This window comes from Rhizobium sp. PEPV16, assembly GCF_008919455.1.
GTDB lineage: Bacteria > Pseudomonadota > Alphaproteobacteria > Rhizobiales > Rhizobiaceae > Rhizobium > Rhizobium leguminosarum_Q.
Window position 1 is genome coordinate 1 of sequence record NZ_VSZV01000213.1, and the last position, 12192, is coordinate 12192.

The following is a 12192-nucleotide window of genomic DNA, read 5'->3' on the forward strand; positions in this document are numbered from 1 at the left end:
GCAGCAGGGGAATTGGGACCTCGTTGGCAACAACATCCCGGTCTTCTTCATTCAGGATGCGATTAAATTTCCCGATGTCATCCATTCCGTAAAGCCGGAACCCGACAAGGAATTTCCGCAGGCGCAGTCGGCGCATGACAATTTCTGGGATTTCATCACGCTGACGCCCGAAAGCATGCACATGATCATGTGGGTGATGTCGGACCGCGCCATTCCGCGATCGTTCCGTTTCATGGAGGGTTTTGGCGTTCACACCTTCCGCTTCGTTAATGCAGCGGACGAATCGACGTTCGTCAAATTCCATTGGAAACCGAAACTCGGCCTGCAGTCCGTCGCCTGGAACGAGGCAGTCAAGATCAATGGCGCGGATCCGGATTTCCATCGCCGCGACCTCTGGCAGTCGATCCAGTCGGGAAACTTCCCCGAATGGGAACTCTGCGTGCAGCTTTTCGATCAGGATTTCGCCGATACGTTCGACTTCGACATCCTCGATCCGACGAAGATCATTCCCGAGGAGATCCTTCCGGTCAAACCGATCGGCCGTCTCGTGCTCGACCGAATGCCCGACAACTTTTTTGCAGAGACCGAGCAGGTCGCCTTCATGACGCAGAACGTGCCCCCTGGCATCGACTTCAGCAACGATCCCCTTCTGCAGGGACGGAACTTCTCCTATCTCGACACGCAACTGAAACGTCTGGGCGGTCCGAATTTCACGCATCTGCCGATCAACGCGCCGAAGTGTCCCTTCCACAATTTTCAGCAGGATGGCCATATGGCGATGCGCAATCCTGTCGGCCGCGTCAATTACCAGCCGAACTCGTGGAATCAGGGACCGCGGGAATCGCCGGTTCAAGGCTACCGCCACTTCCCTGCCGAAGAACAGGGTCCCAAGGTTCGGCTGCGCCCGGAAAGCTTTGCCGATCATTACAGCCAGGCCCGGCAGTTCTACATCAGCCAGACTCCGCCGGAGCAACGCCATATCGCTGCTGCGCTCATCTTCGAACTGAGCAAGGTCGAAACGCCGGTCATTCGTGAGCGTATGGTCTCGCATCTGATGAACATCGATGAGACGCTGGCCAGCAAGGTCGGCCACGCACTCGGCTTCAAATCGATGCCGAAGCCTGCCGATGCCGCCATGCCGACGCGGCAGGATCTCGAGCCGTCGCCGGCGCTGAGCATCATAGAGCGCGGTCCGAAGCGGTTCGAAGGACGCAAGCTCGGCATTCTTGTCAGCGATGGCACCGATGCCGCCGTCTTCAAGGCGCTGCTTGCGGAGATCACGGAGCAGAAGGCAGCATTCGAAGTGATCGCGCCAAAGATCGGCGGCGTGACGCTCTCGGACGGCAACTGGATCGAGGCGCATCAGATGATCGACGGCGGACCTTCAGTACTTTACGACGCCGTCGCCCTCCTCCCCTCAGCCGAGGGAACCGCCGATCTGCTGAAGGAGGCAACGGCCCGCGATTTCGTGGCGGACGCCTTCGTACACTGCAAGTACATCGGTTATGTGGAAACAGCGTTGCCGCTTATGCAGAAGGCCGGAATTGCCGATTCACTGGATGAGGGCGTGATGGCGCTCGGAGCGGCGAAAGACGTTCCGGCTTTTATCAAGGCGCTTGGCAAACTGCGTGTCTGGGGCCGGGAGCCATCGGTCAAATTGAATTGACGTCTCGTCGCCATAACGGCACGAGGGGCTAGTCGTCGAATAAAACCCGCGGAAACGCGGGTTTTATGTCGTTTGCGGTGCCCTATTTATTGAGCTGAGGTGATGGAAGCTGCTCCATCTCCAGTTTTACGCGCTGTGGAGAGCCGTATGCGCTCGCACTTTCGACAGATCTCTGATTTGGTCGTCTTGTGGGCAGGCCATCGTGTGGTTCCTGTCACGCTGATCGCGTTCGCAGCCATTTGGGCGGCAGTGGGTCTCAGCTTTTCCTTCCCAAGGCAGTGGTTTTTGCTGACCAATATGGTGGGTACCCTCATCATATTTTTTATCTTGCTGCTGGTGCAGCACTCCCAAAACCGGGACATGACGGCGCTCCATGCCAAGCTCGACGAACTGATCCGATCGAGCGAAGCAGGAAACCACTGGATTGCGGCTGAGAAGAAAGATGCCGACGCGATAGAGGGAATGCGCCAGCTACACCACGGCCAAACCTCAGAGACCTCGACCTAAAGCGTGTCGCAATCTTTCAGATTCGCTCCTCGCGCTTCAGATCTTTACTGTTACGCGTGTCGTTATCGCAAAACTGCTGCACAGTTTTACGCGACATGTCCTAGGCTGACGCTGCCTCTGCGGCAGATTTCTCATCCGCTTTGTCCTCGACGCATTCTGCTTTCTCGGCAAGGGTCTTGCTCATTTCCCTGAGTTCTCCCTCATCCAACTTTTCGATGCCGACAAACTTATTGGCCGCCTGGCTCGTCAGGATGAGTTCGTCAAGTTTGGCCTGCAGAGCCTTTCCGTCACGGTTCTGGCTGTTCTGCAACACAAATACCATCAAGAAGGTAATGATGGTGGTAGTGGTGTTGATCACAAGTTGCCAGGTCTCTGAATAGCCAAAAAAGGGGCCGGAAACCGCCCAGACAAGCACCAGCGCCAAAGCCGCTACAAAGGTGAACGGCTTTCCCGAGAGATCGGCGACGGTGGTCGCAAAGGAAGAGAAGAAGTTGGATTTGTTCGACATCTGTAAAGCCTCGTTGGGTCGCAATTCTGTCAATCGACAACATCAACTCTACATACGGGCCGAAGTTCCTCGCGCCGCCGAGGTCAATCAAGAGGACCGACGCTCCTCCTTCGCTGCCCGCGGAGAAGATTGTCGCTGATAACCCGTACCTTCACGGATGTTCCCCCTGCCGGCAAAAGAAATAAGATATCTGAATAGCTTAGCTGGTTCGCTCAGGAGAAGTGGCCCGCCCAACCAAAAACGCGCCAGAAAACATTGTGCAGCGCAGCAACCTTTTCGTAGACTCACGCGTTTAGTCCAGCATCACCGCCATCCTGGCTGCTGATTGGCGGAGACTTTCATGAGATCTATGTCAGACACCCTCGCACGCCTTGCTGCGCTGCGAGGAACCCTTCGCGCCCGACCCTCGCAGGACAACCCCGATCTCGTCGCCTTGGACGCATTTGGCTCAAACCCGGGCGCTTTGGGGGGCTACATCTATCTGCCGTCAAAGCGCGGGAAAAACATGGCGCTGATCGTTGTCCTGCATGGCTGCACCCAGACTGCCGCCGGGTATGATATCGGGTCCGGGTGGTCGCGATTGGCCGAGGACTATGGCTTCGCGCTGCTGTTTCCCGAACAACGACGGGCAAACAACCCAAACCTCTGCTTCAATTGGTTTAACCCGGAGGACATAAGCCGGGATCACGGCGAGGTCTTTTCCATTCGCCAGATGATCGCAAAAGTCGTTGCGGAACACGGTATCGACAGCAGGCGCGTGTTCGTGACCGGGCTTTCGGCCGGCGGCGCCATGGCCGCAGCCATGCTTGCGACCTATCCCGAGGTTTTTGCAGGCGGCGCGATCATCGCAGGCCTGCCATATGCAAGTGCCGCAACCATTCCCGAGGCGTTCGACCGGATGCGTGGCCATGGTTGCCCGACTGGCAAAGAGCTTGAACTGCGGTTGAGAAACGCCTCAGGCCATAAAGGCCCATGGCCGACATTATCACTCTGGCAGGGAACCGCAGATAGGACCGTCGTGTCATCCAATGCGAATGCGATCGTGGAGCAATGGAGAAATATCCACGGCGTCGACGCATCGCCGGGGCGTGTCGAAGATATCGGACGACATCAGCGAAAGGTCTGGACCGATGCTCACGGTGTCGAGGTGATCGAGCTCCATACGATTGCCGGGATGGATCACGGCACGCCGCTCGATGTCGGCACCGGCTACGGGGCAAGCGGCCCCTTCATGCTTGACGTCGGAATTTCCTCGACCGTCGAAATTGCCAGGTCCTGGGGTCTGGTGCCCTCATTTGAAAAACGGCGCGATGCAAAAGCCTCTGCTGCGCAACCCGAAAACGCCGCAGGCCCATTCGGCGCAGGCAGCGACCGAGGCGGCATTCAGAAGGTTATTGAAGATGCCCTCCGGTCCGCCGGGCTGATGCGGTAATCGCAAGGCATATGACGGCAGTCAGAATCCCGCGAGATCGCCACTATCGGTTTTGAGACTTGGGCAGTGGTCCGTTTTGGTGGCTGAAGACGAGTTCGCTCTGGACATCTTGCTGAAACTGCAACACCCGCTGACTGACATCGCTCTCCGGCATCCCTGCCGCCAGAAGCTGATCGGCAAGCCTGCGGCATTCGGCCTTCCAGAAATCTATCGCATCTGCGCCGTGCCGCCGGCCGAGTTCGCGAGCGCAGCGCTCGACATTGGCAGTTCCGGTTCCAGCGGGAAAGGCAATAATCTTGCCTTCATTGGCGCCGGCAGGCCGGCGGGTCATTTCAGTAGCCATCGAACACAGGTTCCTTTGATCCTGTTCGTTGTCTACGGGACTATGGTTAATGCTTTCTATTTGCTGCAGTAAGAAGATCAATCAGGTGGAAATTTAGCGGGCCGCAATGTCACCAGACAATCGGATGGGTTTTGCCGGTGAGCACGTTCACGAACCCCTCCGGCGCCAGCTCCGACGGTGCGACCAGGACCCAGCGCCAGGGCGAGCAGGTCAGCGTCGCAAACGACAGGCGCTCGGGAAAGCCCGGCCACCATCGAGGCGAAAAGGTCGGCTCGTACATCCAGTCGATCCCGGCGCCGGCGGCATAAAGAGCCTGCATCTCCGCATCGAGCACTTCGGCCGAACGCGCCGTCATCAGGCCGCCGACTTCGTATCGGACGCGGGCGAGAATCTTGCCGGCGGATACCAGCACCCAGCCGCCCTGCTGCTCGTTCAAGGCATTGACTGATATCGCCATCGCCTCGTCGGATGAGCCGACCGTCCAGATATTGTGCTTGTCGTGCCCGAGCGTGGAGGCGAGCGCCGTCTCCGGCGTGCGCGGCCCGGTGCCCAGCCAGAACATCCTGGAGACCTTGGCCTCCCCGGAAAACCGGTCGACAATCGAGAACTTGGTGACATTGCGCGCGGGATCCCGCTGCACGGCGCCCTCTTCCACCGGCAATTCCATGGTGATGAAATCGTCGTGCCAGTGAAACGGCCGCAAAAGTGCTGCGTTGACCGTGGTCCGGTTCGGCGGCGCCTCGATGCGGAAATCGTCAGCCGTGACCGTCCTGTCTATTTTCACGGTGCGCGTCGCCCATTGCGGCCAGTCGATTTCAGGCCGCGCGCCAACGAATGTCGCACCCTCGGACACAGGACGCCCGTCCGCCCACACTTTTTCGATCGACAGGCTGGCGACGTCGCTGAGAAGAACGATATCGGCGAAACGGCCCGGCGCGATCGATCCGACCCATGGCGTCAGCCGCATATGGCGTGCCGGATTGAGGGTGACGCACTGGATGGCGATCTCCGGCGCAAGGCCGTTTTCAATGGCGAGGCGGACATTGTGGTCGGTCGCACCGATTTTCAGTGTGTCCGAGGCGCTGCGGTCGTCGGACACCAGAGCGATCTGCGACCAGTCCGTCAGACCCTTGTCGATCAGCCCGCGAATGACCTCCGGCAGGGAATGCGGCCTGAGCTCGATGAAAAGACCGTGGAGAAGCTTCTGCCAGATCTCATCGAGAAACCAGCCTTCGTGATCGGAGGCGAGACCTGCCGCGGCAAAGGCATTGATCGAGGCCATGTCGCGCAGTCCGGCACCGTGGCCTTCGACCACGCCGCGCTGCTCGAAGGTCGCGCCGATCATGCCCCACAGCCGATCGTAGGAAGGATTGCCGGGATCGGATATGGACGGCCAGTCCATGACCTCGTCGAGCCCGGCGACCATCAGGCTTTCGGAAAGGAAGGCCTTCTGCTCATCGTAGCCGAACCAGCCGCCACCCCATTCATAGGCGGTCGGAGGGACGGCGGAGCCAGGCAGGGGAAAGATTTTCATCGGCGATCCGCGCCGGCGCGCTTCCAGCCAGAATTCCAGATTGCGGGCGCCGTTGACGTTGGAAAATTCGTGGCTCGCCTCGCATGTCCAGGTCACGCCATGAGGCATCACCAAAGCCGCCTCCCATTCCGGCGTCAGATGGGAGCTTTCGATATGTTTGTGTGCCTCGCCGAAGCCCGGCACGCCCGCAAGATCGGGCTCGGCGAACCGCTCGCTCACTTCGCCTGCGTAACTGCCGGTGGGGCCGACATAGGCGATACGGCGGCCCTTGATGACGATCTCCTGATCGTCAAGCCACGTCCTCGTATGGACATCGAGCAACCGGCCGACCCGCAACAACCTGTCGGCCGGCCGGCGTCCGAGCGCCGTCAGCACGAGATCCTGCCGCGTCAGAACCTCGTCGGACGCGTTGATCAGCAGATCATCAGGAAGAACAGTGCGCGAAGTGGCCATGAATGGAATGCCCTTGGAAGCTGGAACCGCCGGACCGTAAAGACCACACGCCGATGTGTAAAGCGATGCTCCGGTCTTGGAAAATTCCTCGCACAGGAGCGTATTTGCTCAATTATTGAGCTTGCGACCCGATCGATCAAAAAATAGTATCCCTCAAATCCTGGGGGTATGATCCCGATTGCCAACGCCGCTTTTCACAGAAGGACATTGCTCATGAAGGCCAGACGTTTTGCCCGAATCCTGTCTCTTGCGCTGCTTGCCGCCGTCGGCAGCACCGCTGCGGCACATGCGCAATCGAAGACGCTGACTATCTCCTGGTGGGGCTATAACGGCGAGAAGATGAATGCGAACATCATCACGCCGTTCAAGAAGATCTGCGGCTGCGAGATCGTGTTCGAGACCGGCAACAATGCCGACCGGCTCAACAAGCTGAAACTGCGCGATGGCAAGGGCGTCGATGTCATCTATCTCACCGACAGCTTCTCGCAGCTCGGCATTGAACAGGGATTGTTCCAGGAGATCGATCCGTCGAAGATCCCCAACCTCGCGGATATTTACGAGCTGGGCAAGGCGCCTCAGGGCAAATACGGCCCCGCCTACACGATCGGTCGCGTCGGCATCGTCTATGATTCCGCCAAGGTCAATCCGCCGATCACCGCCTGGAGCGACCTGTGGCGCGACGATCTGAAAAGCGCCGTGTCCTTGCCCGGCATCACCACCACGGCCGGCCCGCTGGTCGTGCTGGAAGCCGGCAAACATGGCGGCGCGGATGCCTATGAAGACACCGACAAGGCCTTCTCGGAAATCGAGGCGCTCAAGCCCAATGTCGTCAAGAACTACAACACCGGCTCGGAGCTGGTGAACCTGATATCAACAGGCGAAGTGCGCGTTGCACTGGCCCAGGACTTCACCCTGGCATCGATGCAGGCGGCCGTTCCGACGATGACATGGGCCAAGCTCAAGGACGGCGACATTGCCACGCTGAACACCGTGAACATCCCGAAGGGTTCGGAAAATGTCGAACTCGCCCATCAGTTCATCAACTTCATCCTGTCCAAAGAAGTCCAGCAGGCTGAAGCCGAACAAGGCGTCGATGCGCCGATCTCGACAAAGGTCAGCCTGACGCCGGACCAAGCGAAGATCTGGACCTATGGCCCGGATATGGTGGCAGGCCTCACCCGCATCGACTATGCCAAGATGAACGCTGCCAAGGCCGACTGGATCGATCGCTGGAACGAAGTCTTCGGTCAGTAAGCTGCGCCATATCCTGGCCTGAGACCGGTTCATTGCCAGTCCTGGGCTAGACCTGGGCCAGACCTGGAAGCGCCGCACATCCGAATCCGAGATGCGGCGCTCCTGATATCCGGACATGCCACGAGTTTTGAGATGAAGCATTTTGCCAGATGGGTGTTGACGATGCCGGCGACGATTGCCGTCGTTGTGCTTCTCATTATTCCCGTCGCCATCACCATCGCGGCGACCTTTGCGGAGCCGAAGGGCATATTTGCCCCCTATGTGACATTCTTCAGCAGCGGCTTTCGCCGGGCGGTGCTTTATCGGACGCTGGAGATCGCCCTGGTCACGACGGCGATCTCCCTGACCGTCGGTTTCATCACCGCCTATGTGATCGCGCAGATGCCCGGTCGCGCAAAGAGCATCATGATCGTCGCAGCGGTCTTTCCGCTGCTGACGGGTGTCGTCGTCCGATCCTTCGCATGGCTGATCATTCTCGGAAAGAATGGCATTCTGAACGCCATGCTGATCTCGACCGGCATTATCGGGGAGCCGCTTTCGATGCTCTATACCGAAGGTTCGGTGATCGTCGCCATGGTCTATCTCTTCGTTCCCCTGATGATCCTGACGCTGGTCGGCGTGCTTGAAGGTATCCCGCGCGATCTGATCGATGCCTCCGCCTCGCTCGGCGCGAGGCCGCTGATGACATTCTTTCAGGTGATCCTGCCGCTCGCGACACCCGGCCTCATCGTCGGTGCGGTCCTAGTCTTCACCGGCAGCTTCACCTCCTATGCGACACCGCAACTGCTCGGCGGAGAAAAGCAGATGATGATGGGGACCTTCCTCTACCAGCGCGCCATGGTGACCTTCGACTGGGTCGGCGCATCGACGATCGCCGCCATCATGGTGGTGCTGACGCTGGGCGTCGTCCTGATCATGAGCCGCATCGCACGCCGGCTCAATCCGATGGCGGTATGATGGACAGGCGCGTTCACCCGATCCTCGCCGCTTTTGCGGCCTGCGTTTTCTTCTTCCTGCTCGCACCGCTCGTCATCATCATCGGTGCGGCCGTCAGCGACACGACCTATCTGACCTTCCCGCCGCAGGGCCTGACATTGCGGTGGTTCGTCAATATCTTCCAGATCGAAGCCTTCCGCACGACCGCGATCACCAGCCTGCAGGTCGCTTTTCTCGGCACGGCGCTGTCGCTGCTGATCGGCGTCCCGGCGGCCTATGCGATCAACCGCTATCGGGTGGAATTGCCGCGCTGGCTTTCCACCATCTTCGTGCTGCCGATCCTGGTGCCGGAGATCGTCTTCGGATTTTCGCTGATGAAATCCGTCACGATCGGCCTCGGGCTGCCGATCTTCATCAGCCTGCTGGTCGGCCATGCGCTGCTGATCCTGCCCTATTCGGTGCGTGTCGTCGGCGCCAGCCTGGCGGCCTTCGATTTATCCGTCGAAGAGGCGGCGATCAGCCTCGGCTGCCCGCCATTGAAGACCTTCCTGACCGTGGTCCTGCCGAATATCCACGCCGGGGTCATTGCCGCCTTCATCCTCGCCTTCATCACCTCGATCAACGACGTGTCGGTTTCGGTCTTTCTGACCGGGCCGGGTATCTCGACGCTGCCGATCCAGATCCTTGCGCATATGGAACAGTTCTTCGATCCGACGATCGCATCGGTCTCGGTGCTGCTGATGTTCGTGACAGTCGGCGTCATGGCCGTCGTCGAGGCCACGCTCGGCCTCACCTTCCTGACAAAGTAGAAGCTCTTGACCGTATCCCTCACCATCGATTCCATCTCCGCCCATTACGGCAGCACGCAGGTGCTCAAAGACCTGTCGATCTCGGTCATGGCCGGGGAGCTGGTCTCCCTGCTAGGCTCCAGCGGCTGCGGCAAGACGACGACATTGCGCCTCGTGGCCGGTTTTCTGCAGCCGAGCAGCGGCAGCATCAAGCTCGGCGCGCGCAACCTGACCGGACTTCCCGCGCATGCGCGCGACATCGGCCTGGTCTTTCAGAACTACGCGCTTTTTCCTCACCTGAGCGTGCAGGACAATGTTGCCTTCGGCCTGAGGCAGCGCCGCATTCCCCAGCCGGAGCGGGCGAAAAGAACGATGGCCATGCTGGACCGCGTCGGCCTTTCGGCCTTCGCCGACCGCCTGCCGTCGGCGCTCTCAGGCGGCCAGAAACAGCGCGTGGCGCTCGCCCGGGCCCTTGTTATCGAGCCGCCGCTGCTGATGTTCGACGAGCCGCTTTCCAACCTGGATGCAAAGCTCAGGATCGACATGCGCGTCGAGATCCGGCAGCTCCAGCGCGCCAACGGCACGACCTCGCTTTACGTCACCCACGACCAGGAAGAGGCGTTCTCGATCTCCGACAGGGTGGCGATCATGAATGCCGGCCGCATCATGCAGCTCGATGCGCCGGAGGTGCTGTATCGCCAGCCGGCTAATGCCTTCGTCGCCCGCTTCGTCGGCTTCGAGAACCTGATCCGCATGAAGGTGACCACGCGCAACGGCGCGCTTGTGACCGCCGAAACAACGGGCGGAGCGCGGCTGCAGCTGTCCCAGGAAACATTCGGGCCGATCAAGGACGACTTCGTCCTGGCCTGCCGCGCAGACGGTCTTGCCGTCAGCCGTGACGGTAATGGCATCGCGGCGGTGCTCGGCACGCGCACCTATCTCGGCCGGGCCTATCAGTACAAATGCATGACATCAGCGGGAGAGATCACCGCCAATGGGTCGCTGTCCGATCCACTGGAAACAGGGGCGTCCGCGGTGCTCACGCCTGTGGCCGAGCAATGCTGCATTCTCGACCCGGAAGATTGAAACGCTGAGGAGAGACGATGACTAGTGCCATGGACCAAGATATCGATGCCGTTCTTGCCCATGTGGACAAAAGCCTCGATGGCAGCCTGGCGCGGCTTTTCGAGCTGATCCGCATTCCGAGCGTCTCGACCGACCCGGCCTATCGCGATCACTGCCGCACTGCTGCCGAATGGCTGAGCCGGGATCTGGCTGCCATCGGCTTCGAAGCATCGGTGCGCAAAACGACCGGCCATCCGATGGTCGTCGCCCATGAAAAGGCGGCGTCCGGACCGCATCTGCTGTTTTACGGCCATTACGATGTCCAGCCGGTCGATCCGCTGGCGCTGTGGACGAGCGATCCGTTCGAGCCGCGCATGGAAGCCTTGCCGAATGGTGATACCGCGATCGTGGCGCGCGGCGCGTCCGACGACAAGGGACAGTTGATGACCTTCGTCGAAGCCTGCCGCGCCTGGAAGTGCGTCACCGGAAAACTGCCGGTGCAGGTGAGCGTGCTGTTCGAAGGCGAGGAAGAGGCTGGCAGCCCGAGCCTCGCACCCTTTCTGGATGCCACGGCGGACGAGTTGAAGGCCGATGCGGTTTTCGTCTGCGACACGGATATGTGGGATCGCGAAACGCCTGCCGTCACGACGATGCTGCGCGGTATCTTTAGTGCGGAAATCGAGGTCACCTGCGCCGATCAAGACCTGCATTCCGGCATGTTCGGCAATGCCGCGCGCAATCCGCTGCAGGTGCTGTCAGACGTGGTTTCAAGCCTGCGGCGCGCCGATGGCGGCGTCGCGGTCGAGGGTTTTTATGATGGCGTGAAAGAGCTTCCCGACGCCATCAAGGCGCTGTGGAAAAGACTGCCCTTCGACGAGGAGGCCTTTCTCGGCGATATCGGCCTCAGAGATCCGGCCGGCGAGGCAGGCCGTTCCGTCCTCGAACAGATCTGGGCGCGGCCGAGCTGCGAGATTAATGGCATGAGTGGCGGCTATACAGGCGAAGGCTTCAAGACGGTCATTCCGGCGAAGGCAAGCGCCAAGATTTCGTTTCGCCTGGTTGAAGGACAGGATCCCCAGGCGATCCGTGATGCCTTCCAGGGGCACGTGCGCGCACGTATCCCTCGGGATTGTTCGGTCAGCTTCAGGGATTACGGGCTTTCGCCGGCAACCGTCATGCCGATCGACAGTCCGTTTCTCACCAGGACGCTTCAGGCGCTTTCGACCGAATGGCAATGCGAAACGGCCCTTGCCGGCACTGGAGGCTCGATCCCGATCATCGGCGAATTCAAACGGCGGCTCGGATGCGATGCCCTGCTGGTCGGCTTCGCCCGCTTCGACAACCGCGTCCATAGCCCGAACGAAAAATACGATCTCTCCAGCTTCCATAAAGGCATACGATCCTGGGTCCGGATCCTGGCGGCCCTCGCCGACTGACGCTGTAACACTTTGAATTGCTGCATTATGCAGTAGGCTATGGTGCAGCAAGCGCCCCACATTACCATCGACACCGAGGCAGCAGAGACCACCGATGACGATAACCGCTCCCCGCGATTTCCTGAAAAGCCTGTTCGACGCAGCAGTTCGCGCCGCCGATCCGCTGACCGGCATCAAGGCGCATCTGCCTGAAAGGCCGAAGGGAAGGACCGTGGTGATCGGCGCCGGCAAGGGCGCGGCGCAGATGGCGCAGGCGCTTGAAAGCGTCTG

At 60.0% G+C, this 12192-nt stretch carries 11 protein-coding genes and 1 pseudogene; 9 read left to right on the plus strand and 3 right to left on the minus strand.

Annotated features, from left to right (window positions below):
• Together FY112_RS06575 and FY112_RS06580 are read left to right on the plus strand one after the other, a co-directional pair.
• On the plus strand, positions 1–1666 hold a 1666-nt coding region (locus FY112_RS06575; RefSeq protein WP_151518016.1), incomplete at its 5' end, for a catalase HPII.
• 147 nt (positions 1667–1813) lie between these two features.
• Entirely contained in the window at positions 1814–2173 is a 360-nt protein-coding gene (locus FY112_RS06580; protein WP_017960159.1) for a low affinity iron permease family protein, read from the plus strand.
• Positions 2174–2273: 100 nt separating this feature from the next.
• On the opposite strand, the gene FY112_RS06585 is transcribed toward FY112_RS06580, so the two are convergent.
• The gene (locus tag FY112_RS06585; protein WP_017960158.1) at positions 2274–2681 is read right to left on the minus strand and encodes a low affinity iron permease family protein; all 408 of its coding nucleotides are present in this window, start codon (positions 2679–2681) and stop codon (positions 2274–2276) included.
• Between the two features lie 340 nt (positions 2682–3021).
• On the opposite strand from FY112_RS06585, the gene FY112_RS06590 reads away from it, so the two are divergent.
• Entirely contained in the window at positions 3022–4113 is a 1092-nt protein-coding gene (locus tag FY112_RS06590; RefSeq protein ID WP_151518024.1) for a PHB depolymerase family esterase, read from the plus strand.
• 43 nt (positions 4114–4156) lie between these two features.
• Here the strand turns inward: FY112_RS06590 and FY112_RS06595 are convergent, their stop codons facing one another.
• Together FY112_RS06595 and FY112_RS06600 are read right to left on the minus strand one after the other, a co-directional pair.
• Complete coding sequence (locus tag FY112_RS06595; protein ID WP_151518017.1) at positions 4157–4456, minus strand: DUF6074 family protein; 300 nt, start codon at positions 4454–4456, stop codon at positions 4157–4159.
• Between the two features lie 109 nt (positions 4457–4565).
• Positions 4566–6547 (minus strand): annotated as a pseudogene (locus FY112_RS06600) (adenine deaminase C-terminal domain-containing protein).
• Positions 6548–6656: 109 nt separating this feature from the next.
• Here FY112_RS06600 and FY112_RS06605 point away from each other — a divergent pair.
• The 6 genes from FY112_RS06605 to FY112_RS37470 form a co-directional block, all read left to right on the plus strand.
• Entirely contained in the window at positions 6657–7697 is a 1041-nt protein-coding gene (locus tag FY112_RS06605) for an ABC transporter substrate-binding protein (protein ID WP_151518019.1), read from the plus strand.
• Positions 7698–7829: 132 nt separating this feature from the next.
• Positions 7830–8654: an ABC transporter permease gene (locus tag FY112_RS06610; RefSeq protein ID WP_151518020.1), complete on the plus strand. Its 825-nt coding sequence runs from the start codon at positions 7830–7832 to the stop codon at positions 8652–8654.
• On the plus strand, positions 8651–9442 hold the full coding sequence (locus FY112_RS06615) for an ABC transporter permease (protein WP_151518021.1): 792 nt from the start codon (positions 8651–8653) through the stop codon (positions 9440–9442). The genes FY112_RS06610 and FY112_RS06615 overlap by 4 nt, the downstream gene beginning before the upstream one ends.
• Positions 9443–9448: 6 nt before the next feature.
• Complete coding sequence (locus FY112_RS06620) at positions 9449–10507, plus strand: ABC transporter ATP-binding protein (RefSeq protein WP_151518022.1); 1059 nt, start codon at positions 9449–9451, stop codon at positions 10505–10507.
• Positions 10508–10524: 17 nt separating this feature from the next.
• Positions 10525–11922 carry a dipeptidase gene (locus FY112_RS06625; RefSeq protein ID WP_151518023.1) on the plus strand — a complete coding sequence of 466 codons (1398 nt, stop codon included), beginning with the start codon at positions 10525–10527 and terminating at the stop codon, positions 11920–11922.
• A gap of 94 nt (positions 11923–12016) precedes the next feature.
• The coding region (locus FY112_RS37470; RefSeq protein WP_246700623.1) for a DUF4147 domain-containing protein at positions 12017–12192 on the plus strand (176 nt) is incomplete at its 3' end.

Coding starts and splice junctions, on each gene's coding strand:
- FY112_RS06580 (WP_017960159.1), top strand. CDS start 1,814: ATGCGCTCGCACTTTCGACAGATCTCTGATTTGGTCGTCTTGTGGGCA.
- FY112_RS06590 (WP_151518024.1), top strand. CDS start 3,022: ATGAGATCTATGTCAGACACCCTCGCACGCCTTGCTGCGCTGCGAGGA.
- FY112_RS06610 (WP_151518020.1), top strand. CDS start 7,830: ATGAAGCATTTTGCCAGATGGGTGTTGACGATGCCGGCGACGATTGCC.
- FY112_RS06625 (WP_151518023.1), top strand. CDS start 10,525: ATGACTAGTGCCATGGACCAAGATATCGATGCCGTTCTTGCCCATGTG.
- FY112_RS06585 (WP_017960158.1), bottom strand. CDS start 2,681: ATGTCGAACAAATCCAACTTCTTCTCTTCCTTTGCGACCACCGTCGCC.
- FY112_RS06605 (WP_151518019.1), top strand. CDS start 6,657: ATGAAGGCCAGACGTTTTGCCCGAATCCTGTCTCTTGCGCTGCTTGCC.
- FY112_RS06595 (WP_151518017.1), bottom strand. CDS start 4,456: ATGGCTACTGAAATGACCCGCCGGCCTGCCGGCGCCAATGAAGGCAAG.
- FY112_RS06615 (WP_151518021.1), top strand. CDS start 8,651: ATGATGGACAGGCGCGTTCACCCGATCCTCGCCGCTTTTGCGGCCTGC.